General features: G+C 57.7%; 22 protein-coding genes and 3 tRNA genes. 9 read left to right on the forward strand and 16 right to left on the reverse strand.

Going from position 1 to position 26,354, the window contains the following annotated elements:
• Window positions 1-48: 48 nt before the first annotated feature.
• From SPV1_RS00935 to SPV1_RS00965, 7 genes are all read right to left on the reverse strand, one after another.
• Entirely contained in the window at window positions 49-690 is a 642-nt protein-coding gene (locus tag SPV1_RS00935) for a YceH family protein (protein ID WP_009849198.1), read from the reverse strand.
• A 9-nt stretch (window positions 691-699) separates the two neighbouring features.
• The gene (locus SPV1_RS00940) at window positions 700-1,947 is read right to left on the reverse strand and encodes a DEAD/DEAH box helicase (protein ID WP_009849199.1); all 1,248 of its coding nucleotides are present in this window, start codon (window positions 1,945-1,947) and stop codon (window positions 700-702) included.
• Window positions 1,944-2,501, reverse strand: coding sequence for a YaeQ family protein (locus SPV1_RS00945; protein ID WP_009849200.1), 558 nt, complete (start codon window positions 2,499-2,501; stop codon window positions 1,944-1,946). Before SPV1_RS00945 ends, SPV1_RS00940 begins: the two co-directional genes overlap by 4 nt.
• 104 nt (window positions 2,502-2,605) lie before the next feature.
• Complete coding sequence (locus SPV1_RS00950; protein ID WP_009849201.1) at window positions 2,606-3,085, reverse strand: HugZ family pyridoxamine 5'-phosphate oxidase; 480 nt, start codon at window positions 3,083-3,085, stop codon at window positions 2,606-2,608.
• Between the two features lie 57 nt (window positions 3,086-3,142).
• Window positions 3,143-3,754, reverse strand: coding sequence for a PqiC family protein (locus SPV1_RS00955; protein ID WP_152909271.1), 612 nt, complete (start codon window positions 3,752-3,754; stop codon window positions 3,143-3,145).
• Window positions 3,754-5,349: a PqiB family protein gene (locus SPV1_RS00960; protein WP_009849203.1), complete on the reverse strand. Its 1,596-nt coding sequence runs from the start codon at window positions 5,347-5,349 to the stop codon at window positions 3,754-3,756. Before SPV1_RS00960 ends, SPV1_RS00955 begins: the two co-directional genes overlap by 1 nt.
• Entirely contained in the window at window positions 5,346-6,611 is a 1,266-nt protein-coding gene (locus SPV1_RS00965; protein WP_009849204.1) for a paraquat-inducible protein A, read from the reverse strand. The genes SPV1_RS00960 and SPV1_RS00965 overlap by 4 nt, the downstream gene beginning before the upstream one ends.
• A 96-nt stretch (window positions 6,612-6,707) precedes the next feature.
• Here SPV1_RS00965 and SPV1_RS00970 point away from each other — a divergent pair, with 96 nt between their 5' ends.
• The gene (locus tag SPV1_RS00970; protein WP_009849205.1) at window positions 6,708-7,097 is read left to right on the forward strand and encodes an RNA-binding S4 domain-containing protein; all 390 of its coding nucleotides are present in this window, start codon (window positions 6,708-6,710) and stop codon (window positions 7,095-7,097) included.
• A gap of 345 nt (window positions 7,098-7,442) precedes the next feature.
• Here the strand turns inward: SPV1_RS00970 and SPV1_RS00975 are convergent, their stop codons facing one another.
• From SPV1_RS00975 to SPV1_RS01005, 7 genes are all read right to left on the reverse strand, one after another.
• Window positions 7,443-8,156 (reverse strand): lytic transglycosylase domain-containing protein, encoded by a 714-nt coding sequence (locus SPV1_RS00975; RefSeq protein ID WP_009849206.1) that lies wholly within the window; start codon window positions 8,154-8,156, stop codon window positions 7,443-7,445.
• Window positions 8,153-9,871: a proline--tRNA ligase gene (locus SPV1_RS00980; protein WP_009849207.1), complete on the reverse strand. Its 1,719-nt coding sequence runs from the start codon at window positions 9,869-9,871 to the stop codon at window positions 8,153-8,155. Before SPV1_RS00980 ends, SPV1_RS00975 begins: the two co-directional genes overlap by 4 nt.
• A gap of 84 nt (window positions 9,872-9,955) precedes the next feature.
• A complete protein-coding gene (locus SPV1_RS00985) occupies window positions 9,956-10,303 on the reverse strand; it encodes a glycine zipper family protein (RefSeq protein WP_040881363.1) in 348 nt (115 codons plus the stop codon).
• Window positions 10,304-10,406: 103 nt separating this feature from the next.
• Window positions 10,407-11,240, reverse strand: a complete 834-nt coding sequence (locus SPV1_RS00990; RefSeq protein ID WP_009849209.1) for an adenylate/guanylate cyclase domain-containing protein — start codon at window positions 11,238-11,240, stop codon at window positions 10,407-10,409.
• A 161-nt stretch (window positions 11,241-11,401) separates the two neighbouring features.
• Window positions 11,402-11,478, reverse strand: a tRNA-Pro gene (locus SPV1_RS00995).
• An 84-nt stretch (window positions 11,479-11,562) separates the two neighbouring features.
• Complete coding sequence (locus SPV1_RS01000) at window positions 11,563-12,537, reverse strand: cell division protein FtsX (protein WP_009849210.1); 975 nt, start codon at window positions 12,535-12,537, stop codon at window positions 11,563-11,565.
• Window positions 12,534-13,214, reverse strand: coding sequence for a cell division ATP-binding protein FtsE (locus SPV1_RS01005; RefSeq protein WP_009849211.1), 681 nt, complete (start codon window positions 13,212-13,214; stop codon window positions 12,534-12,536). The genes SPV1_RS01000 and SPV1_RS01005 overlap by 4 nt, the downstream gene beginning before the upstream one ends.
• Before the next feature lie 342 nt (window positions 13,215-13,556).
• Here SPV1_RS01005 and SPV1_RS01010 point away from each other — a divergent pair, with 342 nt between their 5' ends.
• The gene (locus tag SPV1_RS01010) at window positions 13,557-14,054 is read left to right on the forward strand and encodes a DUF3426 domain-containing protein (protein WP_231288229.1); all 498 of its coding nucleotides are present in this window, start codon (window positions 13,557-13,559) and stop codon (window positions 14,052-14,054) included.
• Window positions 14,055-14,140: 86 nt separating this feature from the next.
• Here SPV1_RS01010 and SPV1_RS01015 read toward each other — a convergent pair whose 3' ends face one another.
• Window positions 14,141-17,296, reverse strand: coding sequence for a response regulator (locus tag SPV1_RS01015; RefSeq protein WP_231288230.1), 3,156 nt, complete (start codon window positions 17,294-17,296; stop codon window positions 14,141-14,143).
• Window positions 17,297-17,516: 220 nt separating this feature from the next.
• Between SPV1_RS01015 and SPV1_RS01020 the strand changes: the two genes are divergently transcribed.
• Both SPV1_RS01020 and SPV1_RS01025 read left to right on the forward strand, forming a co-directional pair.
• Window positions 17,517-17,591: transfer RNA gene (locus SPV1_RS01020), tRNA-Met, on the forward strand.
• Window positions 17,592-17,652: 61 nt separating this feature from the next.
• Window positions 17,653-17,727 (forward strand) — tRNA-Met (locus SPV1_RS01025).
• 247 nt (window positions 17,728-17,974) lie between these two features.
• On the opposite strand, the gene SPV1_RS01030 is transcribed toward SPV1_RS01025, so the two are convergent.
• Window positions 17,975-18,745 (reverse strand): IclR family transcriptional regulator, encoded by a 771-nt coding sequence (locus SPV1_RS01030; protein WP_009849214.1) that lies wholly within the window; start codon window positions 18,743-18,745, stop codon window positions 17,975-17,977.
• Window positions 18,746-18,875: 130 nt separating this feature from the next.
• Here SPV1_RS01030 and SPV1_RS01035 point away from each other — a divergent pair, with 130 nt between their 5' ends.
• Genes SPV1_RS01035 through glcF form a run of 5 tightly spaced genes read left to right on the forward strand, consistent with a single transcriptional unit; the run spans window position 18,876 to window position 26,140 of the window.
• A complete protein-coding gene (locus tag SPV1_RS01035; protein ID WP_009849215.1) occupies window positions 18,876-21,065 on the forward strand; it encodes a phosphoketolase family protein in 2,190 nt (729 codons plus the stop codon).
• Complete coding sequence (locus SPV1_RS01040) at window positions 21,062-22,390, forward strand: four-carbon acid sugar kinase family protein (protein WP_009849216.1); 1,329 nt, start codon at window positions 21,062-21,064, stop codon at window positions 22,388-22,390. Before SPV1_RS01035 ends, SPV1_RS01040 begins: the two co-directional genes overlap by 4 nt.
• Window positions 22,390-23,868, forward strand: coding sequence for an FAD-linked oxidase C-terminal domain-containing protein (locus SPV1_RS01045; protein WP_009849217.1), 1,479 nt, complete (start codon window positions 22,390-22,392; stop codon window positions 23,866-23,868). The genes SPV1_RS01040 and SPV1_RS01045 overlap by 1 nt, the downstream gene beginning before the upstream one ends.
• Window positions 23,868-24,932, forward strand: a complete 1,065-nt coding sequence (gene glcE, locus SPV1_RS01050) for a glycolate oxidase subunit GlcE (RefSeq protein WP_009849218.1) — start codon at window positions 23,868-23,870, stop codon at window positions 24,930-24,932. The genes SPV1_RS01045 and glcE overlap by 1 nt, the downstream gene beginning before the upstream one ends.
• Window positions 24,932-26,140 (forward strand): glycolate oxidase subunit GlcF, encoded by a 1,209-nt coding sequence (gene glcF, locus SPV1_RS01055; RefSeq protein ID WP_009849219.1) that lies wholly within the window; start codon window positions 24,932-24,934, stop codon window positions 26,138-26,140. The genes glcE and glcF overlap by 1 nt, the downstream gene beginning before the upstream one ends.
• Window positions 26,141-26,354 lie beyond the last annotated feature (214 nt).

Consider the following 26,354-nt stretch of genomic DNA (forward strand, 5'->3'; position numbering starts at 1 on the left):
AAGGATCAGTATCCACCGGGAATTGGAATCTGTGTCAGCCCTGCTGAATTACGCTTTGGGGAACCCCGTCAGTTGCCACAGGCGCTGGAGATCGGCCTTCAGATCGGCTACCTCCTGCTCCAGTGCATCGATGCGATCGGATGCTTTGCTGCCGCCGGCGGAAGCCGGTGCTGCCGCATCAAACTCGGGTACGCCGCATAACAGATGGGCATAGCGATCTTCTCGCTGACCGGCAGCACGCGGGATACGGATCAGGAGCGGATCATCGCGCCCTATCAGGCCGTCCAACAGGGTCTGTAGCTCATCAGCGCTGTCAAAGGTGGTCATGCGGCCGGTATTGATGCGAATCTCGTTCACGGTGAGTGCGCCGCGCAACATCAGCACGCAGAGCACAGCCCGCTCTTTCGTTGACAGGCCGAGCTTGCGCGAGAGGTGGTGCTCAAAGCGATCCGCCCGCCCGTCCATGCGCGCGGTAACCAGCCCTTCGGCACGCAGCCCGTTGACCACACCGCCTGTTTCACTTTCGCTCAGGTTCATCACCGGTACCCGGCTGCTCTTCTGATTGCAGGCGGCAGTCAGGGCCTTGAGTGTCAGCGGATAATAATCCGGCGTGGTCATCTGCTTTTCCATCAAACAACCGAGCACCCGCGCTTCCAGCGCCGACAACATCCCTGTAACCGGTTCATCCATGAGCCACTCCTATTTCCTGCGTTTTTTCTTCTTTTTGCCGGCACCGCTGAGCCAGGCTTCCTGCTCAGCCACCAAATCCTGCAACTCTTTTGCCGCTCTCTCCGGCGTCCGGATCACATCGGCATAGCCTTCCTTGCTGACATTCATCACTTCAATCGGCTTGGCAATGAAATCCTCAATTGCCTCTAGCAGCGGCTTCTCCTCACTGCTGCAAAAGGAGATCGCATCACCCAGCTTCATCCCGCGCCCGGTACGACCCACGCGGTGCACATAGTTCTCCGGCTTCTCCGGCAGATCATAATTGATGACAAAATCGACATCGGGCACGTCAATACCGCGCGCACTGACATCGGTGGCAATCAGCACACGGCAATCACCTTTTCTGAACGCCTGCATCGCGGTAGCCCGCTCGTCCTGATCTTTATCGCCATGAATACTCACCGTATCAAAGCCTGCGCGCGCCATCGCCCTGACCACGCGCTCGGCGCGCACACGGGTGCGCACAAAGACAATCACCTTGCCCTCGGGATGATCCTGCAGAAAGCGATCGAGAAAAAAGCGTTTGTCATCCATCTCGACGAACATGACAAAGTGACTGACATTTTTGGCAATGCGATCTTCCGGCGACACCTGAATACGGATCGCTTCACTCTTCACCTGCGAATAGGCCAGCTTCTTGATCTCATCATTGATGGTGGCAGAGAAGAACAGCGTCTGATGCTTTTTCTTCAGCATCTTCTTGATATAGCGGATATCCTCAATAAAACCGAGATCCAGCATGTGATCGGCTTCATCGAGTACCAGTGTGGAAACACCTTCGAGCCTGATCGCCTGCTGATTGATCAGATCGAACATACGGCCGGGCGTGGCGATCAGCACATCAATGCCATCCTGCAGCTTGGCAATCTGCCGCTCCTGCTCCACACCGCCGTGCAGTGTAAACACCTTCACGCGCGTGTGATTGGCAAGGCTTTCAAACACCTTGCCGATCTGCAGCGCCAGCTCACGGGTCGGCACCATAACAATACATTTGATGCCATAGGATTGGCTGTTGGTTTTGAAACGGTGGATTTTATCAATGACCGGGATGGCAAAGGCGGCGGTTTTACCCGTACCTGTCTGGGCAATCGCCAGCACATCCTCGCCCTCCATAATCGACGGGATCGCCTTGAACTGGATATCGGTCGTACGCTTAAAGCCCAACGCACGCAGATTCTTTTTCAGATCTGCACAAATATAGTATCGGTCGAATTTCATGGTTTCACTCTTGTCGCACGTTTCCAGATGTCCGGCATGACCTCAATCGCCTGCTCACCATTGCTGAACCATAGCTGCCCATCCTGGATCGTGCACTGCAATCGCATCGCCCGCTGCGCCATCTGTCCGAGCAAGGCTACGCTTTCATCGGGAATATTCACTACCCCGAGATTATCAAATCGCTCCAGCTTGTTGCGCTGCTGCTCCCACCACACCTCGCTGCTGCGCTGCTGATAGGTATAAATCACCACCTCCCGGGCTCTCCCGCAGGCCTTGCGGATGCGCTTCTCATCCGGCTGTCCCAGATCAATCCACAGCTCAATCTCGTCACTCATACTCTTCTGCCAGATTTCCGGCTCATCTTCCGAACTCAAGCCCCTGGTAAACTGCAACGATTCGCTGGCATTAAGTGCAAACGCCAGCAGACGCACCATCATCCGCTCATCATTTTCGGACGGATGCCGCGCCATGGTCAGCTGATGGTCCTGATAGTAGTTCCGATCCATATCGGTAATCTGTAATTCTGCTTTGAAAATAGTTGATTTGATGGCCATGAGAGAGCTTATATGACACATCAACGCATCCGGCAAGCACAAGCTTTTCGATTATGCCCGATACTCAAGCAGTGCCGCATCAAACGAGGCATCCGCTGGAAACTTTAATCGCCCGGGAGTGCCACCCCGCCACTGAGCTGTTGCCACTGCTGCTGCGAAATTTTCCGGGCCTTACCGAATCCGCCCACCCAGTTGATTACTGCCGGAGTAAACTCGAACAGGTGGAAATCGGCAAATGAGAACAGCTGCTCCGCTTCAGGGATATGCTTCAGATAAGCCGATCTGGCTGTGGCCAGTTGTTCATCCGGCACGCGTCGCACATCGCCCTGCAGACTCAGCCGGGCCAGAGCAAGCGGCGAGTGTGACCCGCTTTCAGCTGTGCAGATCATCAGGCCGATCTGCGGGTGTTGCTCAATATTCGCCGTATGTCTGGCCAGTCCGGAGAGATGCAATAAAATCAAACCGCGATGAAGAGCATAGGGAGCCATCGATGTTTCGGGGCCGTCTCTCCCCTCTGTCGCCAAAAAGCTGATACGGCTTTTCTGCAACAGCTCACCAACGCCCTGTTGCCAACTATCACTCATCGCTCATCCCACCGGACAAGTGATATTCATTTATCGCAGCCTTGCCATGACCGCCTGTCATGCTGCATCCGGATGCAGGATTGCATCGGCAATCACATGACTCAATTGACCCAGCAGATCGCTCATGGCTGCGACAATGGCATCATAATCTGATGCACCGGCAACAGGCTGGCTGCTCAAATCCGAGCTCCGCCCTGTCAGCAGCTTTCCCGAAGGATCAAGAATATGCCATACGGCCGAGAGCCGGACCACACCATCCGGAAATCGTTCAAAGCGGGTAATCTCAATTTCGATATTCAACTCCGGCGACAGATCCGAATCTGCAGCAATCACCGAAAAACCTGCGGATTCGAGCAGCTGCGACAGATTCCTGTTCATCACCTGCCGGATATTCTTTTCCGGATTGCCGCCCCAGCGGTCATACTCCGCCAGCTTCAGCTCATTGCTGGTGCTGCGGGTAACGATGCTGGCTCTGTCCAGATACTGCGGCAAACGCAGCAGCGAGATGCCGATACGCTTGCCGGGAGCATGGTCGGTCTGAGCAGGGGCTTCCGCCCTGATGACCGGATTGAGCACATAATAACGTGTCACCGGTGACACGCTGCATGCCGCGCACAACAGCGCCGTCAGGCCCGGCACCAGAAATTTCAGCACAGCTATCGCCCTCATCATTTACCTCCCGGTTTCGGCTTGCCGGTAATGACAGACTCGGGATTTCGTTCCAGCATATCAACCAGCGCACGAATGGAGCGGGCGGCCTCGCCCACCTCTTCAGTCATTCGGACAGCAGGCGAACCGGATTTCAGCTGCCTGTTCAACAACTCCAGTGTTTTTCTGGCTTTGCGCAGCGTCTGATCCACATTGGTCGCAACAGGTTCGGCATGCTGATCCAGTGTGGTGAGCAGATGATGCAACGCGCGCAGTGATTGCTTCAGTTCATTCGAAATCCCGTCAATATCGACCCGATCCAGTTTGGCCAGTGTGTTTTGTATTGATGTCCTCATGCGGTCAAAGTTGCCGGGGATGGTAGGCAGTTCGAGGAAGCTGATGCTCTTGTCCGCGCGCAAATGTACGGGCGTGCCCGGATGCATATCCAACTCCACAAAGAGCTTGCCGGTCAGCAGACTACCCATGCGCAATTGCGCCCTGAGCCCCTTGGCAATCAATTGATCCAGCAATTTTTTCGAATCAGTACCGGCACTGATACCACTTTCACGCATGCGTTTGAAAGATATCTCCAGCAATACCGGGATACGAAAGCTGGTGTCTTTCTGATTGAACTCCAGCCGCAGCTCGGATACCGAACCGATCGTGATCCCCTTGAACTCTACCGGTGCACCAACCGCCAGGCCGCGCACCGAGTTGTCGAAATAGGCAATAAATGTTTCGCCATTGGTATAGACCTTCGAGGCAATGTCCTGGTGATTATGGAACAGCGTGAACCGCTGATCTTTTGCGACAGGATCACGTTGCTCCAGCGTATCGGCTGTTTCAAAGGCAACACCGCCTAGCAACAGACTTTTCATCGATTCGACATGAATATTAACGCCGTTGGCTCCAAGCGACACATCCAGGCCGCCGACATTCCAGAAGTGCGAATTACTGTGTACCAGCCCATCGAACGGTGACTTGATAAACAGGTAAACCAAGATGTTTTTCTTGTCCTTTGTCAGTTCATAGCCCAGCACCTCACCGGCCTGCAAACCCTGGTAGTAGACAGGAGAACCGACATCCAGAGAACCGAGCCTGTCGGCAACCAGGGTGATCTCCGTGCCCTTCTCCCCCGGCATCACTCTCGGAGGCTGATCCAGACCGGCAAATACGCTGGCGGCGGGGCCATCACCGGGCTCCAGTGCGACATAGACTCCGGAGACAAGCGTGCTCAGGCCGGATATACCACTCATCCCCAGACGGGGTTTGACAACCCAGAAGCGAGTTCCCTTATGTAGCAGAGTTTCTGCACCTTTGGATATTTTCGCTTTAAGCTCCACCTGCGAGAAGTCATCGCTCAGGCGCACCGACTCGACAACGCCCACATCCAGATCCCTGTATTTAACCCGGGTCTTGCCGGCCTCAATACCCTCTGCCGATTTGAAGGTAATGGAGATTTCCGGCTCCTGCTCGGCAAGCGTCTTGACGATGAGCCAGCCGCCGATCACGGCGGTGATGATCGGAATCAGCCAGACCAGTGAGATCCGCGGCGATGATTTAATCTCCGGGCTGGCAAGAGTGCCTTTGCCGCCATCCGTTTGTTGCTCACTCATTGCCCCTCTTCCTCCTGATCCCAGATCAGACGCGGGTCAAAACTGCCGGCGGCAAAAATCGTGGTGACCACAACAGCTGCGAAAAATATTGCACCGACCTCCGGTCTGACCGAAGCCAGCGTACCCATGTTAACAAGCCCGGTCAGCAGGGCAATCAGAAAAATATCGACCATCGACCAGGCACCAACCAGTTCGGTGATGCGATAGAGCACCGAGCGATCGCGCAGTCGCCAGCGGGATTTCCGCCTGACCGTGATCAACAGAAAGACAAGGACTACCAGCTTCAGCACCGGGATCAGAATACTGGCAATCAACACAATCATGCCCAGCGGCCACATGCCGCCGTCAATCAGCTGAATCACCCCACCCAGAATCGTGCTCGGTTCGCCCCTGCCAAAATGAATAACGGTCATCACCGGATAGAGATTGGCAGGAATCAGCAGTAAACAGGCCGATATCACCCACGCCCATGTTCTGCTGATGCTGTTTACCTTGCGCAGGTGCAGGCGTGTGCTGCAACGCGGACAGCAGGCATCACTCTCACGTGCGACGTCGGCAGGAACCAGCAGGGCACAGGTATGGCAATGGATCAGATTCTTCTGCACAGCCGTCATCCCCGCCTGCAGATGCTCCGGAGCCGGTCGGGAAAAGGGCCACAGCGCCGCCGCATCAAAGTTGGCATATGCCGCAGAGGTCAGGGCAATCAGTGCAATAAAGGCAAAAAAGCCTGTTCCGGGAATAATTTCAGCCAAATCCAGCAACTTAACAATGGCGATCAGTACGCCGAGCATCAGCACCTGCAACATACTCCACGGACTCACTCTGCAAACGATGCGATAGACCAGCGCCACTCCCGGCAGGCGAATGGCGAAACGGGCGGGCAACAGCACATAGAGCATGCCGAGCAGTGTCACCAGCGGAAACAGCACACTGGTCAGGAATACCAGCAATCCCAGCTCCCACATCCCCGCCTTGCAGAGCGCCACAGCACCGGTGATCAGCCGGGTACCCTCAATACGCCCCATGACCTCCAGCGACAGAAAAGGGAACGCGTTGGCAATGACAAAACAGCACAATGCCGCAAAGTTCAATGCCAGCGAACGCTCCAGACTATTGGCAACATGACGCCTCAACAGCGTACCACAGCGGCCGCACAGAGCCTTGCTGCCGATTGGCACATCCTCAAGTTGATAGACCAGATCGCATCCGTGGCAGGCAAGAACTCCCGGGGCGACGTCTGTAGGTGGCGTATGGCTGCTCATCAACTATAGATAATAGCCAACGCGTGCCCTTCTGCAATGTGGAATAGTCGATCAATCAGGGATTCCCTAATATACGTAACCGGATAGATTCACCGCATGTCGAAACAATCGGTACGTATTGATAAATGGTTATGGGCAGCCCGTTTTTTCAAAACACGCGGTCTGGCCACTGAGATGGTCAGCGGCGGGCATGTGCAGATTAATGGTGATCGGGCCAAAGCATCCCGCGCTGTTCAGGTCGGAGATACACTATCCATTCAACGTGAACAGGAGCTGTTTATCGTAACCGTGACGGGACTGGCGGAAAAACGCGGTTCCGCCACGATCGCACAAACGCTGTATCAGGAAACCGCAGCCAGTGTTGCCGCCCGGGCAACGCAGCAGCAACTGCGCAAACTGCATGCTGCCAGCGCCCCGGCTCCGGAGAGACGCCCGGATAAAAAAGCGCGCCGTCAGATTATCCGTTTCACCAGAAGAGATGATTAAGCAAGCGCTGATTTCGTAAGCAAGTGGAGATAACACGTCTTCCCTTGCGTCCTGATTTTTTTTGCAGGAGGCAATCAATCAGCACCTCCTGCATGACTGCCTTGCAACTGTAACAGGGGCAAGACATATTAATGTCATAAAGCGGACATAATATGCAGGTATGAAATCATATGAATATGATGATACATATTTAAAAAGCGGCACCTTCACTAAATGCTCCGGCTGCCGTGCCCGCATGCTCCAGGAACCCTGGTACTCGAGATATTGTTCCAAATGCAGAAGTCATGTGCAGCCAAGTCCGTGGACGCCATCTCAGCCTCCAGGGTAATACAGCGACGCATCGCTTTAGGGCGATGAATCAGCCTCCGCTGCAAGACCACCTTCTATGGCATGGAATTTTTTCATTTTGGCAAAAACCAGATCGGGATACTTTGTTCTTCCCAGCGAACCGTTATAGGCAGCCAGTGCCCTGTCGAGTGTTTTATAGCGATCCACGTAGTGACGGATAATAGCGCAGCCATAACGGATATTGGTTTCAATATTAAGCAGGTTATCATCCGGTTTTCCCAGCTCTTTTTTCCAGAACGGCATCACCTGCATCAGCCCCACCGCCCCGACATTGCTGACGGCAAAATGGTCAAACTGCGATTCCACTGCAATCACGCCCAGAATCAGTTCGGGAGAGAGCCGGGATTTCCTGGCATAGACATAGACCCAGCGTGCAATTGTTGTCGCTTCCTGCTCATCACCCACCCACGGACGAATAGTGCCGACGATGTCCTTAACCCAAACCGTCTGCTCAAAATCCGTCTTGGCAGGCTCCGGCAGAGGTTCCAGCATCTGACGCAGTCCTTTCTTCTCTTTCGGTAAAATATCCAGCAGCCCGACATTTTTTTCGACCATCTGCCGTACTGCTGTTTGCGCCAGATGCTGCTGATCCTCACTGTTGCTACCCATCCAGGCCGGCACCGTTGCCAGAAAGCCGATCACCAGCACTGCAGCCAGCAATGATTTGGGCGAGATACCGCCCAGCCGCTGCCTCAGTTCATCCGCGTTCAAATAGCGGCTCCCGCCCTGTTTGCCAGCTCCGTCGTAGCCATAGCCACCACATCCGCGATAGCCACCTCGCGTCGATCGCTGCCCCGCCTGCCAAATTCAGCGACGCCCTCTTTCAGGCCGCGATCTCCGATGACAATCTGCAGCGGAATCCCGATCAGTTCGGCATCCTTGAATTTCACACCCGGCCGTTCGTTACGCTCATCCCAGAGCACATCAATACCGGCTGTCTGCAACTGCTTATAGATCTCTCCGGAGGCTTCCAGCACCGCATCGGATTTACCCATGGACACCAGAATCACCGGGAATGGCGCCAGCACGTCAGGCCAGGCAATACCGCCATCATCATGGCACTGCTCTACCACCGCCGCCATCAGCCGCGATACGCCGATGCCGTAGCAACCCATGGTCGCCACTTCACGCTTGCCCTGCTGATTCTGGAATACCACCTCCATCGGTTCGGTATAGCGGCGGCCCAGTGCGAACACCTGACCAACTTCGATACCACGCGACAGTGCAATCGTGCCGCCGCAACGAGGACAACCATCACCGGCACGCGTCTCTCGCAAATCCACCAGCTGAGCACCGCTGATATCACGACCGACATCAACACCGGTCAGATGCAAATCACGCCGGTTGGCACCGGCCACCAGATCAAGCGCATGCTCCAGCCCTGAATCAATATAGAGCGGTGCATTCAGCCCGATCGGCCCGACAAAGCCCGTTACGCCGCCAATGCTTTCGATCTCGGCATCGCTGGCCATCTCCACAGCATCCGCATCCAGTGCATGGATCAGCTTCACCGTCTGCAGCTGGTCATCTCCGCGTACGCACGCTGCAACCACCGCTCCGTCAAACGCACCACCGCTCACGCGGTAGACCAGCGTCTTAAGCAGCTGTGCCGCATCCACACCGGCAAATTCAGCCACCTCTTCCACGCTCGTCAGGCCCGGCGTTTCCAATTCGGCCACAGCCGCCGATGCGGCAACAGGCGCGCTACGTAGCGATATCGCTTTCTCGACATTGGCCGCATATTCACAGCTTTCACAGTGGGCAATCACATCCTCGCCGGAATCGGCCAGCACATGAAACTCATGCGAATCACTGCCGCCGATTGAGCCGGTATCCGCCTCCACCGGCCTGAATCTCAGCCCCAGCCGGTCAAAGATACGCGTATAGGTGTCAAACATATTGCGGTATTCAGCCATCAGACTCTCATCATCGGCATGGAAGGAGTAGGCATCTTTCATGACAAACTCGCGACCGCGCATCAAACCGAAACGCGGACGGATTTCATCACGGAATTTATTCTGTATCTGGTAGAGATTGAGCGGCAACTGCTTGTAAGAGCGCAACTCGCGACTCATCAGGTCGCAGATCACCTCTTCATGCGTCGGGCCGAGACAGGATTGATGGGCATGCCGATCCTCAAAACGCAGCAGTTCCGGTCCGTACTTGGCCAGTCGCCCGGATTTCTCCCACAGCTCAGTCGGCTGCACCATCGGCATCAGCAACTCCTGAGCTCCGGCACGCTCCATCTCCTCGCGGATAATCGCTTCAATCCGGCGCAGCACACGTAGCGCCAGCGGCAGATAATCATAGACGCCGGAAGTGACACGGCGGATATAGCCCGCCCGGAGCAATAACTGGTGTGAAATAACCTCGGCATCAGCCGGAACATCCCGCAGGGTGGGTACAAAACAATTCGAATAGCGCATGCCGCAAGCATAACGACAGGCATGCCATTGAGCCAAGCAATCCTGTTTCCGGGGTTATTTCTGTTCCCGTTCTAACACAGGGATTCAGTCGTCCTCGCTGTCTCTTCTGTCCCGGTTGTGATGCTCGTCGGACCTGCGATACTCATGCTCATCGGCATAGCGCTGTTCATCGTGTCGATAAGCGCTCGGTTGACGGCCTTGCCGGGGCGCGGCAGTGCGCTGGTTGCGATCGGCACCAATCATTGCGCCAGCCACTCCGCCTAACACGCCACCAATCATTGCACCTTCAACCGCCTGACCACTCTGCGAGCCGATCACCGCGCCGGTGCCGGCACCAATCAATGCGCCCTGTGTCGTTGTTCGCTGTTGGGCTTGCGTAGCGCATCCTGAAAGCAGGAGTAGCCCCACTGCCGGAATCATCCATGTTCTCATCATGACCTCCTGTGCTTTATGCACACCGCTCGCAGGCCGGCCGCCATCCGGAGAGCGTCACACGACATGCGAGGAGGAAATCTTACAGGTTCAGGCTCACACCTCAACGAAACAGGTTACGCATGCGTGCCGCCATACCCGACTCCAGCCCCATCTGCTTCGGCGAGACTTCATACAACGTGCTCACACCGACCCCTTTGAGCGTCACATTCTTCGGTGCACCAATCAGGATATCGTCGGAATAATCGCGAATCTTGGTATGAATCAGGCCGTACATGATTTCATCAATCAGGATCTGATTGCGACGGGCATGGGTCTGAATCCTCGCCCCCTTGTCCATGGCATGACCGATGTAATCCTTCGGTTTGCCGGGAATCTCCTTCACATAGCCGCAGGTGATACCGATACGATAGTTCAGGGAGCCGACCACTTTTTTCAGCTTCTTCCTGTGCCCTGCAATACTGCGCTTGATCAGCATCGAAGCCATCACCGCATCGATAGCATGCTCAAAGACCACCATCACACCGTCACCAAGGCGCTTGACGATCTGCCCGTTGTGCTGACGCACTGCATCCTCACACAGGTCGCAAAACAACCGGTTACGCATATACCCTTTGGTATGACCCATTGAGCGTTTGTATTCGGTTGAACTCTCCAGGTCGGTAAACATGATACATTTATAGTGGTCTTTGGTGGTGGCGATCACGTGCGAGACTTCGCCGATAATTTTATCCAGATCAACCAGGTTGGTTGCCACGCGGCCGGCAGGCCTTGAGGCCGCCAGTTGCGGCAACACAGTCGCCTCATCAACCATATCCGCAACCGGCTGTTTTCTGGTCTTGCGAGGCGCCGCTGCTTTCTCAGCCGGTGCGGGCCGCCGAAGTGAGACAACCCGTACCTCGTTACTGGTATTCTCCTGCTTTTGCACAGCGCCCATAAGACCTCCGTATTGCCGATAGCGCCGTATAAGGCGCATGCAAGCGGACAAGCCGCTCCTTATGCGTGGCAATAGTGTCGGATCAGGGCATGGGTTCTGTGATCTGAATCGCAAAGCGTTTTCTGCAGTGTCAGGGAAGGTACAATCATTGCAGAAGAAAATGGTCGGGATGAGAGGATTCGAACCTCCGGCCTTACCGTCCCGAACGGTACGCGCTACCAGGCTGCGCCACATCCCGATGATCTGCGTGAACAGCGGCCGGCATATTAAAAGGCAGACCAGTGTCTATCAAGTACGGGATTTCGCCGCTCCCTCAGAGAGCTTATACTCCGGTTTCAGCAGAGACAACGCGTGCTGTGGCAATCACCGCACCCAGCGTACCCACAACACCGCCACCAAACAGCAGCGCCGGCAACAGTACCCACAGATTCAGGTCCACCTGCATGGTGAGCAGCCATGCCGAACTGCCCCAGACAATCGGCCAGAGCAGCAGCCATGCAGCAATACCCGCAGCCGCTCCCAGCACCATACCCTCAAGGATAAACGGCATACGCACAAACCACTCTTTTGCGCCCAACAGGCGCATCAGATGAATCTCGTCCGCCCGCGCCAGTAGTGTCATACGCAAGGTATTGGAGATAATCAGCGCCATGGCCAGAGCCAACACCAAAGAAGCAAATCCAGCCAGCCATGACGCCTGAGATAACCAGTAGTGCGCACGGGCAAGATTGACCTCATCTTCATTCACCCGCCCGCCGAAACGACCGGCTGCATCACGGATATCATCGAAAAGAAAGCGGCTCTGCGCATCGGTAAGCGAGATCTCAAATGTCAACGGCAACCGGTTGGTCAGATCCTGTGCATTAAGAGCCGCATCATGCAACCATGTCTGCATCCAGACGGCAGCTTCAGCCGGTGGAATGCGCCGGACAGCAGCAATTTGCGGAATACTCTGCAACGCCTGCTGCAGCTTGTCGGCTCGTTTGCCACTATCCGCCTGATCTTTTTTAACATCCAGATAGACATGGATATGAATATCCTGCTGCCAACTGCCAACCCACTGGCTGGCTGCCTGCATTCCCAGCCAGATCACACCCACAGCCCACAATGCGATACATACAATCACAACAGCCAGCACCTGATGAACACCAAACGGTGGCAGGTTAAAGCCACCGGGCAGGCGCGGATGCGCCATCTCAGGCACAGTGCCCTGAGTGTTATTAACCACAACGTTTTCTACCCGCCGTTTGGCCATATTTTTACTCGGTGGCGGTTTGAGTCCCGGAATTCTGATCACCAGTCATCTCCTGCCAGCGTACCACCATGCAATTGTACAACCCGACCCGGATGCGATTCGAGCAGATGCAGGTCGTGGGTGGCCATAATCACCGTGGCGCCGGCACGATTGAGATCCATCAAATAGTCCAGCACTCGCCTGGCCGTATCCACATCCAGATTGCCGGTCGGCTCATCAGCCAGAATCAGCGGCGGGTTGGCTGTCATGGCACGCGCAATGGCAACCCGCTGCTGCTCACCGCCGGAAAGTGCTTCCGGATAGGACCACAATCGATCGGCCAGTCCGACATAGGCCAGCACCTTGCGTACGCGGGGAATCAGTCGCTCGGTCTGCCAGCCCTGCACACGCAGCGGCAGGGCCACATTCTCGAAAACGGTACGGGAAAACAGTAACCTGTGATCCTGAAAAATGATGCCCGTGCGCTGCCTGATCTCGCGAATTTTTGCATCATTAGCCTGACGCATATCCAGACCCTGCACGACCAGCGAGCCGGAGCTTGGCCGCACACCGCCATAGAACATGCGCAGCAGCGATGATTTGCCGGCACCACTCTCACCGATCATATAGACAAACTGCCCCTGAGGAATCTCCAAGGTAATGCCGGAGAGTGCCGTTTTCCCGGTCGGATAACGGAGCATCAGCTGTTGCATATGGATCAGGGGCTTTTCGAACGACATAACGCAAACGGTAGCCATGACGCCCGTGCATGTCACCCTGCATCATGTCAACTCTGCCCGGTATCTACCGGCACTGAACCCACGCCTTATATTACACAGCTTCTCGCCACCACGGCTTGCAACCAGCAGTGAACGCTTCAATATGCAGCCATGCTTGTTGTTTGTTCACATTGTCAGCGTTGTTACAGCTTTCCCGCGGATTGTGCGGAAGCTGAGTTCGCCTGTTCTCGCTGTCATCAGCCGCTACGTATTGCGCACCCCGATGCTCCATTTACAACCGGTGCATACACGACCCCGCCGCAGCCAATGCAACGCAGCGATGTTCACCTCTGGCGCTGGTTCATGCTGATATTATTACTGGTTGCCGGGGCAGGTTTCATACTGCAACGGGATGCATGGATGGATAACCGCTGGTTTCGCAGCAGCCTGATGCGTGTCGGCATCGACCTGCCTGCCCGAAGCAAAGACTGGCGCATTGAGCCGGAGAGCATCAAACCTCAGTGGATTACACGTGAGGACGGCAGCCGCATCCTGCTGATTCATGGCAGCATAGAAAACCTGCTTGCTATCGACATGCCGCTACCACGCTTGATGGTGACATTCTTTTCCGCCGGACAACCGGATGAGGCGCTCAGCGCATCAGTGGCACATTTCATCCGCTTACCGCAGCAGGATCATCTGCACGGCTCAGACTTTCTCAATCCGGCACGGGATCTATCCACCGTACCGGCCAACAGCCATCATGCATTTGTCATCCTGATGCAGCATGTACCGGAAAATACGGCGGACTTCACATTATTGCCGACAATGAAGACAGCGAGCGAGCCGGCACCTGGTTAAAGTTGAGCGACAACCTCCTGATCAATCAGCGCCCGCTATTGGGCAGAGCCCCATAACCCGGCCATCAAACCACATACTCCGGCGCTTTACGCCTGCCGACAGCTGGCCTCTATCTCGTCCAGCGTAGAGAGCGCCTCATCAAAATCATAAGCGGAGAGGTGCTGACGCAGCAGCGGCACCAACCGACCTGCATTACAACCGGACAAGGCGTCATCCAGTTCACTAAGCAGATCGACGGCATCTCCGTTGTACTCATTCAGCAACTCGCGCATGCGGGTAATAAGCGGCATGGCATCACCACTCGAGATTGCTCTCGGCCGGGCCTGCCTGTCAGCCAGCCAGGCACCGATACCGGCTATCAACGCGTCAAAAGGTGCATGTAAACGTGCAATCGTGCTCAATCCGTTAGCCGCCTCATCCGGCAGCATCTGCTCCAGCCGCTCCAGCTCGCCATGCAAAGCCGTTGCGCCGATATTACCGCATACGCCCTTGAGCGTATGCAAATGCGCCTGCGCCGCAGCCATATCCCCTGCTCCGAGCAGTTGCTCCAGCGTCTCGAGAGCTGCAGCCTGGGAATTATAAAACTTGCCCAGGATTCCGACATACAGCGACAAATCACCACCGACTCGCATCAGTCCGTCAGCCCCGTCCAGCCCCTCGATCAACGGTACGTCCATCAGCTGGCCTGCCTCGGGCGCACCTGCATTGCCGGCAGCATTCAGGCGTGATGCATCAATCCATCGCAGCAATGTATCATATAGCGTTGCAGGATGAATCGGCTTGGCAATATGGTCGTTCATGCCGGCTTGCAGGCAGCGCTCCCGGTCATCAGCCATCGCATTGGCAGTCATGGCAATAATAGGCAACTCCCTGAAACGTGGATTCTTCCGCAACACACGCGTTGCCTCCAGTCCACCCATCACCGGCATCTGCAGATCCATCAACACACCGTCAAAATCATCATGTTCCAGCGCTTCGATTGCTTCCTGTCCGTTATGCACAACCTGCAGGCTGATCCCGGCGCGCGTCAGCAGACCTTCAGCCACCTCCCGGTTAACTTCGTTATCCTCGGCCAGTAGCAGGCGCACGCCCTGCAAGGCGGAGATACTCTCCGGCGATATCGATTGAGCGAGCCCTGCACCTCTGGTATCCGGATTGAGCGCCTGTTTGGCAGCCTCGCACAAATCCGAGCCTGTCACCGGCTTGAACAGGCGGACATCAATACCCTGATACTGTACTTCGGCATCCCGACCAATCGGCTGCATCAGGATCAACGGCACGTGCGCATCAACCTTGATCCGCTTATCTGCATGAGCTGCAGAAACCAGCTGATGCATGCGCCGAATTGCCGTTTCACTGTTCATATCCGACAGTTTCCAGTCCACCAGAAACAGATCCGGCTTATCCGGCGCCTGCTGCAATGCAGTCAGCGCATCGCTCCCTGTAGGAAACAGCTGCGTATTAAATCCGAGCTCTTCGGCCATGTGTGACATAATCGGACCGGAATGCTGACCACCATCGACAACATATAGCATCTTGCCCTGCCCGAGCTCACTATTGATCGCATTCTCCTCTGATCGGGCAACAGATCCGAATCGGGCCGTAAAATAGAAGCGACTGCCTTCTCCCGGCGTACTCTCCACCCCGATCTCGCCCTGCATCATGGAAACAAGCTGCTTGCAGATCGCCAGACCAAGGCCTGTACCACCGAATTTGCGTGTAATCGATGTATCCGCCTGACTAAACGCATCGAAAATACCTGCTAGCTGCTCCTGCGACATACCGATACCGGTATCACTGACACTAAAGCTCAACTCTGTTTCATGCTCATCCATTGCCAGTATTTTAACCGTCACGATCACTTCGCCCCGGGAGGTGAATTTGATGGCATTATTCACCAGATTCAGCAACACCTGACCCAGACGAACAGGGTCGCCTCGCAACTTCGGCAACTGCGGCGGCACATCAAAAAGGAAATCCAATCCCTTCCTGCCAGCCTCCAGCCCCCCGACTCCGGCAATATTTTTCAGTGTATCATCGAAATCAAACACAACGGTTTCCATATGCATTTTTCCGGCTTCAATCTTGGAAAAATCGAGGATATCATTGATGATAATGAGCAGTGATTTGGAGGCAGCCAGAATTTTGTTTAAATAATCCTGCTGCTGATGGCTCTCCGCCTGCTCTCTGGCCAGATGTGAGAGACCAATAACCGCATTCATCGGCGTGCGGATTTCATGGCTCATATTGGCAAGAAAATCGCTTTTTACCTGCGCTGCCGCCAATGCGCGGTCACGTGCCTCAGCCAGCTGACTTGTACGTCTTGCAACCTCATGTTCCAGCTCATTACCATGCTCTTCCAGCCGGCTATAGGATTGGCGCAAACTGGCCGCCATCTCCTTGATAGAGGTCACCAGCATGCCGATTTCATCATCACTGCGCGTACTGATATGCGGTTCGGCATCAAAGTTGCCGCCAGCCAGCTCATGTGTGAAGTGCACAAGCTTGCGTATCGGATCAGTCCACCTGCGCACCAGCAAAAATACCGCCAGCGCTCCGAGCAGCAGAAACAGCAGCGCAGTGATCGTCGCCTGCATCACCACACTATCGGTTTCCGAATCAATATACTTGCGCGATGCCAGCATACGACTGTGCAAATCATCCAGCGAAAAACCCAGACGCAGTACGCCCCATTGTTTATCCCGAATCCTGATCGGCACAATGGCTTCCATAAATTCATGCCCGCCGAAGCTGTACTCCCGAGTGATCCTGTTCTGCTGCTTCGCGGCAAAGGATGAAATTTCACCCTCTGAAATCGACTCCTGCAGATCTTTGCCGAGATTGTCTCCGAACGCCACGCGTGGCTTATCACCCTTCATCAGTACGACATATTTCAGGTCGTCCATGTCCTTTACAGCATCCTGAATAAACTCGCGCACCAGACTCAAACGAGAGGTGGAAATAAGGTTATCTACATGGCCTGACAGATTTAAAGCAGCCTTGTCTGCCTTTCTGGACATTTCACTTTTGAGAAAATCGATATGCGTGGCAAGCGTATCTTCCATACTCTGCTTGAAGCGGGAGACCTGCAGGACGGTCAGCAACGTCACCAGCATGACGATCATCAGACCCATCGCAGCCATCAACTTCCGGCGCATGCCGTGGCCCGCCACGGTCGGGCTGGATAAACTCTCGTTCGGTGAAATACGCTCATTCATGGCCAGATGAACACCTCGTTGCAAACTATTGATGCTTAGCCTCTCGATTCTTTAGGCTGCTTACAAGTCCTCTGTTGTTGTCGCTGCCATGCAAAGCGTTGCAAACCGGTAGCGGCGGCCGCAGAAAAACAGGCCCGCCAGTAAGTATACCTGACCCCGAACAGGCATACAGAGTGCGATAAAAAAAAGCGGGCGAATAGATATTGACATGGAAGAAGCCCTCCCTATAGTTCGGCCTCCTTAACGCGGGGTGGAGCAGTGGTAGCTCGTCGGGCTCATAACCCGAAGGTCGTCAGTTCAAATCTGGCCCCCGCAACCAAACACAAGGCCCGTAAGTTCGATTCTATTAATCACTTACGGGCTTTTTATTTACACCCTGACGCGGGGTGGAGCAGTGGTAGCTCGTCGGGCTCATAACCCGAAGGTCGTCGGTTCAAATCCGGCCCCCGCAACCAAACAATAAAGGGCTCGCAGCTAATCACTGCGAGCCCTTTATTCTTTTTTGTCACACCCCGCACAACTGCGTGGTCGGACAAAGTCGGAAAGTGGTAGTAATCAAACTGCTGAATTGAGGCACTCATTTTTCGACACACGTCGAACCATACCTATATATATATCGAACACTTCTACAACCATAGCCATCACAGGCTGATCACTGAATGCAGCTATTGACCATAAGATTGTTCTGCAACAAACTGAATTTCAAACCGAAGGCGAGGTGTCTGCCCCCTGATAACCCAGCTTCATTGAAATTTCCCGGCCGGAAGCCAGCAACGGCTCGATCCACTCGTCCCGGCGACGCTCACGCGGTGCGGAAATCGACAGACCGGCCACGGCATTCCCACCAGCATCTCTCACCAACACGCCAATACAGCCAACACCAAGCTCGGCCTCCTCATCATCAAAGGCGTAGCCCTGCCCGGCGACCAGGCGAACGACATCACACAACTGTCGAGCATTGGTAATCGTGTTGGCTGTGTAGGCCGGCAACCCGGTGCGCCGGGCATAATCCATACACCCCTCCGGCACACCTTCGCCCAGCATCAGCTTACCGACCGCCGTGACATGCAGCGGCGCCCTGCTGCCGATCACCTGTTCCACACGCATCAAGCGGTTGGAAATCACCCGCTCCACATACACCACTTCGTCACTTTCCCTGAGCGTCAGGTTCACCGTCTCGCCTGTGAGGTCGCGCAGCGCGGTCATCACCGGCAAAGCCAGCTGCCGCAAATCAATCTCTCGGGCGGCATGAGATGCATAGCGCAACAGACCGCTACCCAGTCGGTAGCCACCATCGGCATCGCGCGCTACCCAGCCGTGCTGCTGCAGCGAAGCCAGAATGCGGTGTGCCGTGGAGCTGTGCAACCCGGCATCGACGGCCAGGACCTTGAGACCGGCATGGCCGTGCTGCGCCAACCCCTGCAACAGAGCAACCATGCGATCAATGACTTGTATATTCGATTCGTTACGCATGGCGACACACTAAACATTTCACATTATGAAATCAATTCTGTATTGCGTAATAAAAAGGCTGCCAGTAATGTGCTGCCATCGGGCATAAGAAGTGCCTGCACATATTCACTTATCGACCAGGAGAGCCGCCATGAACGCACCCGCCTTTTGCCAGGGAATTCAACATTACGGAGAGAAGTGGCCAGACTTCGACCAACATGCAGCCAGTGCGGTGATCGCTGAGGGCCAGAGCTCAATTGCCGATGCCACGACCGACACCGCCGCCTACCAGACCCTGCTGGCGGCCGATGCACTGCGCTACCTGACCCTGCAGGTCACCGGCTCCAAAGGCTCCGGCCATCCCGGCGGCTTTGCCTCCAGCGCCGAAGCACATGCCTCGCTGATGATGCAGGGGCACACCAACATCGTCACCGAGGTAGGACATCACGCCCCGGGCTTCTATTCCTCGATGTTCCTGGATTCCTCGCTGGAGGAGATGGGCATCCATACCATGGATGACATGATGGCCCGCTTCCGCGAGCGCCACGGCCTGCTCGGCCACCTGTCCGGCGCCATCCCCGGCCTGCTGGCTCCCGCCGGCCCGCTCGGCCAGGGACAGCACTTCGCCATGGCCGGCGCCCTGCTGTACCCGGGCAAGCTGTTCCCTGTCACCATCGGTGACGGCGGCATGGGCGAGCCCTACGTGCTGAACAGCATGATGCATTTCAACACCGCATTCCCCGCGGTCACCAACTTCCTGCCCGTGCTGATCTGGAACGGCTATTCGCAGGAGCATCACTCGATGGTCTCGCGCATGAGCAACGACGAGATGATCGCCTACTGGAAGGGTCACGGTTTCAGGGAGGTCGTGCTGATCGATGCGAAGGACTTCGACGACAGTGGCCAGGATCAGCCCTATGTCGACAGCACCCGTTTTTCACACTCCCGCCGCCTTGCCTTCACCTCTGCAGTCCTGCAGGGCATCGACCGCGCGGCAAACTCGGCACTCGGCGGCACACTAACCGTATTCATCATCAAACAGCTCAAGGGTGCCGGCGTGCACACCGTCGGCGCCAAGTCACACAACCTGTATCCCCAGGACACGCTGGACCAGCCGCACATTATCGATGGTCTGAAGCGGCGTGCCCTGCCGCCGGAGGCCTGGCAGATCGTGCGCGACAATCTGTCGCGCGCCGGGGGTGGTCCGGCCGCCAAGACCGTGGTAACAGAAAGTGAGCTTGCGATCGCCCCGATGCCGCAGCTGGCCATGCAGGAGTTCACCCCAGCGGACAAGGCCGTGCCTGCCACAGCCATGGGCGCGCTGGTCGCACAGATGGGCCAGGCCGACCCGCGCTTCGTGGTCACCAATGCCGATGGCAACGAGGCCTCGGCGATGAAGAACATCAACGATGCACTGAAGATCCGCCATCCATCGACCGACCCGTTGTACAACCAGCAGCCCGACGGCCAGGTCTACGAGCCGCTCAACGAAGATGCCTGCGCGGGCCTTGCCGCCGGCCTGGCTTTGTTCGGTTCACGTGCCCTGTGGCTCTCCTACGAGTCATTCGCCATCAACGGCTGGCCGGTCGTGCAGACCGTCACCCAGGCGATGGCCGAGCTACGCCGCAAGACCCCGTCCATCGTCTGCATGTTCACTGCAGGAGCGCTGGAGCAGGGTCGCAACGGCTGGACCCACCAGCGTCCGGAGATCGAGAACCTGTTCTCGGCGATGATGCGCAACGGCAACGTCTTCCCGCTGTTCCCCTGCGATGCCAACTGCATTCAGGCGGCCTACGAATACGCTACCGATAGCATCAACAAAGGCATGGTGATTATTGCTTCGAAGAGCCCGCTGCCGGTCTACCTGGACCTGGCAAGCTCGAAGAAGGCTATCAAGGAGGGTGCGGCCACGTTGTACGAAAGCTGCTCAGGCGAGCACGGCACAGTGGTGTTCGCGGTTACCGGCGACATGGTGCTACTGCCGGTGTTCGCCGCGAAGGATCTGCTGGAAGCCGAGGGCTACCGCGTGCGCATTGTCGCCGTGGTCAACCCACGCGCACTGTATCGTCCGGGTGACGTGGCCTGGGACACTGTGTCGCAACCGGACAATGGATTTATGGACGATGATCACTTCAACGCCCTGTTCGACGGCGATGCACTGATCGCGGTCAGCGGCGGCCCATCCGCCTCGCTTGAACCGGTGCTGTTGCGTACGCGTGCCCCGAAGCGCGATACCTTCTGCTGGAAGCGCGGTGAAACCACCGCCTCAGCCGACGAGATCATGGCCTTCAACGGCATTACCTCCGATGCCATGGTGGCACGCGCCAAAGGTCTGCTGTGAACCGACTGACCAAAATCATCGCCATTGATGACGACCCGACCGGGTCGCAGACGGTTCACGGTTGCCTGCTGCTGACTCGCTGGGACGTGCCGACGCTGCGTACGGCACTGTGTGATGACTCGCCACTTTTCTTCGTGCTGGGAAACACGCGCGGCATGTCGGCCGAACGCGCTGCCGAAGTGACGCGCGAGATCTGCGTGAACCTGAAGCAGGCACTGCAGCAGCTGGAGGAAGAGGGCCGAGGCGTGAACCCGATCCTGGTCAGCCGTTCAGATTCCACGCTGCGCGGCCACTACCCGGTGGAAACCGACATCATCGCCGATGAGCTCGGGCCGTTCGATGCGCATTTCCTGGTTCCCGCCTTCTTCGAGGGCGGCCGCATCACGCGCGATAGCACCCACTACGTGGTGCAGAACGGCACCCCGGTGCCGGCACACGAAACCGAGTTCGCCAGAGACTCGGTATTCGGCTACAAACACAGCCACCTGCCCGATTATGTGCAGGAAAAAACCGCCGGACGCATCGCCACCGAACAGGTCGAGCGCTTCACGCTGGACGATCTGCGCGGCGACGTAAGCGAACGCCTGATGGCTCTGCATGGCAATGTCTGCGGCGTGGTGGACGCCGAGCAACAGGATGACCTTGATCGTTTCGCCGCCCAGGTGCAGGCCGCAGCAGCACAGGGCAAGCGCTTCCTGTTCCGCAGCGCAGCCAGCCTGCTGACCTCGCTGGCCGCACTCGGCCCGCAACCGGTGGATGCACAGCATATGGCGCGCTACGTGCGCAAAGGCAAACCCGGCGCCGTGCTGGTCGGTTCGCACGTGAAGAAGACCACCGCGCAGCTTGCCGCGCTGCTCAAGGAAGCGGGCATCCGCGGCATCGAGGTGGACGTGGAGCGCATCGAAGCCGATCGTGATGGACTGCTGGCCGATGTCGTTGCAAGCGCTGCCGGCGCACACGCCGACGGCGACACCCCGGCGATCTACACCAGTCGCGTGGAGAAGGTCTTCCCCGATCAGGCCGCCCGTCTGGCTTTCGGCGAAGCCGTCTCGGCCCTGCTGATGGATATCGTGCGCCGGTTGCCGGAAGAGATCGGCTTTCTGATCAGCAAAGGTGGTATAACCTCAAACGACGTGCTGAGTTCGGGTCTGGCACTGGGCACCTCGCGCGTACTCGGCCAGGTACTGGCCGGCTGCTCTGTAGTGCGCTGCCCGGACGATCATCCGCGCTATCCCGGCCTGCCAGTGGTCATCTTCCCCGGCAACGTCGGCGACGACTCTGCGCTGACCACCGTGTACCGCCGCCTGTCGGGCATGGGTGACTGATGCCGAGACGCGGCATTCCAAAGCAGAGCGCTGACGAGCTGGTAAGACAACTGCTCGAACTGCTGCCGGATGAAAGCGTGCTGTTCGGCGAAGAAGACCAGCACCCCTACGAATGCGACGGCCTGTCGGCTTACCGGCAAATGCCGCGCGTGACGGTACTGCCGGAAAACGTTGAACAGGTGCAGGCTGTCATGCGCCTGTGCCACCGCATGCAGGTACCTGTGGTGGCGCGCGGTGCCGGTACAGGGCTCTCCGGCGGTGCTCTGCCGAATCCGGACGGCGTGCTGCTCAGCCTGGCCAAGCTGCACAACATTCTCGACATCGACCCGATCGGTCGCATCGCCCGCGTGCAACCCGGGGTGCGCAATCTTGCTATCTCCGAGGCTGCCGTCCCTTTCGGACTGTACTATGCGCCCGACCCGTCGTCACAAATCGCCTGTACTATCGGAGGCAACGTAGCGGAGAATTCCGGCGGCGTGCACTGCCTGAAATATGGTCTGACTGTGCACAACATTTTGAAGATCAAGCTGGTTACCCCAGAAGGTGAACTACTGTGCGTGGGCAGTGAGGCGCTGGATAGCGCCGGCTTTGATCTGGCAGCACTGATGACTGGCTCGGAGGGTATGCTCGGGGTGTTCGTCGAGGCCAGCGTGCGCCTGCTGCCGCGCCCGGAATGCGTCCGCCTGCTACTGGCTGCCTTCGACGATGTGGAAAAGGCCGGTGCGGCGGTGGGCGACATCATCGCCGCCGGTATCATCCCGGGTGGGCTGGAGATGATGGATCGGATGTCAATTAACGCCGCCGAAGACTTCGTGCATGCAGGCTACCCTCGCGATGCCGCGGCCATCCTGCTCTGCGAGCTGGACGGCATGCGCCAGGAAGTGGACGAGCAGGCCGAGCAGGCCGCGGACATCCTGCACCGCGCCGGCGCCACCGAGGTGCGCATAACCCGCGACGAGGCCGAACGCACACTGCTGTGGAAGGGGCGCAAATCCGCCTTCCCGGCCGTCGGCCGGCTTGCCCCCGACTACTACTGCATGGACGGCACCATCCCGCGCCGCCACCTGCCCAAGGTACTGCGCCGCATCGGCGAGCTCTCGAAGGAGTTCGGCCTGCCGGTGGCCAACGTGTTTCACGCCGGAGATGGCAACCTGCACCCGTTGATCCTGTACGATGCAAACATCTCCGACGAACTGGCCCGCGCCGAGACCTTCGGCGGAAAGATTCTCGAGCTATGCGTAGAGGTGGGCGGCAGCATCACCGGCGAACACGGCGTGGGCATGGAGAAGATCGACCAGATGTGCGTGCAATTCGAAAGCGCCGAACTCAGTCAGTTCCACGCCATCAAGCACGCCTTCGATCCCGACGCGCTGCTCAACCCGGGCAAGGCGGTGCCGACCCTGCACCGTTGTGCCGAGTTCGGCGCCATGCACGTGCACGCAGGGCAACTCCCATTCCCCGAACTGGAGCGCTTCTGATGCAGGCGGATCGCAGCAACGAACTTCGTGAACATGTGGCCGAGGCTTATGCGAGACAGACCCCGCTGTGCATCACGAGTAGCGGCAGCAAGGCCGGCCTCGGCCGGCCGGTCAATGCAGCCCAGCTCGAGGTAGCAGCACACCGCGGGGTGACCCACCATGAGCCGACTGAACTGGTGCTGACCGCACGCGCCGGCACCCCACTGGCCGAGATCGAACAACTGCTGGCCGCACACGACCAGATGCTGCCCTTCGAACCTCCACACCTGGGTGAATCCGCAACACTGGGTGGCAGCATTGCCTGCAACCTGTCCGGCCCTCGCCGGCCTTACACCGGGGCTGTGCGCGACTTCGTGCTGGGCTGTCGCATCATTAACGGCAAGGGCGAGGTGCTGCATTTCGGCGGCGAGGTAATGAAGAATGTCGCCGGCTACGATGCCTCGCGCCTGATGGCCGGCGCTCAGGGCACGCTGGGCGTACTGCTCGACATCAGCCTGAAGGTGCTTCCCGTACCGGCCTGCGAGATGACCATGGTGTGCTCGTGCAGTGCCGCTGAGGCCTTGCAGCAAATGAACCGGCTGGCCGGCCAACCACTGCCATTGTCCGCCTCGGCCTGGGTGGAGGGCGTGTTGTACCTGCGCTTTTCCGGCAGCGACAGCGCCATGCTCGCCATCCCCGGGCGCGTACCCGGCGAGGTGCTGGGCAACGCGGAGGCACGCAGCTTCTGGCTCGAACTGCGTGAGCGGCAACTGCCCTTCTTCATGGCCAGCGGTGTGTGGCGCATCGCCCTGCCGCAGGCGGCGGCACAGCCCTCCATCGCCGGGCGCTGGCTGCTCGAATGGGGCGGAGCACAACGCTGGCTACACAGCGATGCCCCGGTGGATAAGGTCCAGACCGCGGCCGCAGCACTCGGCGGCCATGCCACGCTGCTGCGCCGCGGGGAACATCCCCGCGCCCTGTTGCACCCGCTTGCGCCGGAGCTGATGCACGTGCACCGGCGGCTGAAACAGGCATTCGACCCGGCCGGCATCCTCAATCCCGGCCGCCTGTACGAGGGGCTGTAATGCAGACCCGGATCAGCGATGCCTTTCGTGACACGCCCGAGGGGCTCGAGGCCGATGCCATCCTGCGCTCCTGCGTGCACTGCGGCTTCTGCACCGCCACCTGTCCGACCTACCAGTTGCTGGGTGACGAGCTCGACGGGCCGCGTGGCCGCATCTACCTGATCAAGCAGGTGCTGGAGGGCGGACAGGCAAGCGAGAAGACGCAGGCCCACCTGGATCGCTGCCTGACCTGCCGGGCCTGCGAAACCACATGCCCGTCGGGCGTGCAATACGGCCATCTGGTGGATATCGGGCGCACGCTGGTCGACCGGCAGGTCGGCCGACCTATGGGTGAACGCCTGCTGCGTTGGGGATTGCGCAGGCTGGTGGCACACCGGGAACGCTTTGCCGCACTGCTCGCCGCTGGCCGCCTGTTCCGCCCCTTTCTGCCAGCCAGATGGCGCGCCCACTTGCCGGTACGGCAGGTCGCCGGCTCCTGGCCGGAAATCCGGCATGCACGCCGCATGCTGGTGCTGCAGGGCTGCGTACAGCCGTCGGCCACCCCGTTGACCAATGCCGCGGCGGCACGTGTACTCGACCGTTTGGGCATCTCGCTGCTCGCCGCCGACGAGGCCGGCTGTTGCGGTGCAATCAGCCAGCACCTCGGGGCTACTGAGGAGGCGCGTGGCGCAGCACGGCGGAACATCGATGCCTGGTGGCCGCACATCGAGCAGGGCGCGGAGGCCATCATCTCCACGGCCAGCGGTTGCGGCGTACTGCTCAAGGACTATGACCACCTGCTGCGCGACGATCCGGCGTATGCAGATAAGGCCCGGCATGTGGCGCAAATGAGCCGCGATCTGATCGAGGTCCTACAGCAGGAGGATATCGACCAACTGCGCGCTGACAGAGCGGATTCCATCGCCGTGCATGCACCGTGCACCCTGCAGCACGGCCAGCAGCTACCAGGGGCCGTCGAGGCACTACTGGAAAAGGCCGGCTTCCGGCTGACCGAGGTACCCGATGCACACCTGTGCTGTGGCTCGGCTGGCACTTACTCCCTGCTGCAGCCGGAGCTTTCAGGCAAACTTCTGGAGCAGAAGCTCGCCGCACTAAACAGCGGTGCACCGGAGTACATCGTCACCGCCAACATCGGATGCCAGATGCATCTGGCCAGCCGCTCTGTACGTCCCGTGCTGCACTGGATCGAATTACTGGATCGTGTATGAGGCTTGCAGGCGCAAGCACGTTCAAGCTGAAGCTTGTCAGACCCGGCCGCCGCAACCAAACATAAGGCCCTGACGCACTGCGTTCAGGGCCTTTTTTATTGTTTAAAATCGTAGACAACAACCGACATATCACCCCCGGCAGCACCGATGCGCGGTATTGCGCCAGCACCGGTTTATCATACTGGTTGTATCTGTGGAGAGTGCCTGCTAGAAA

It is taken from the genome of Mariprofundus ferrooxydans PV-1, assembly GCF_000153765.1.
Lineage (GTDB): Bacteria > Pseudomonadota > Zetaproteobacteria > Mariprofundales > Mariprofundaceae > Mariprofundus > Mariprofundus ferrooxydans.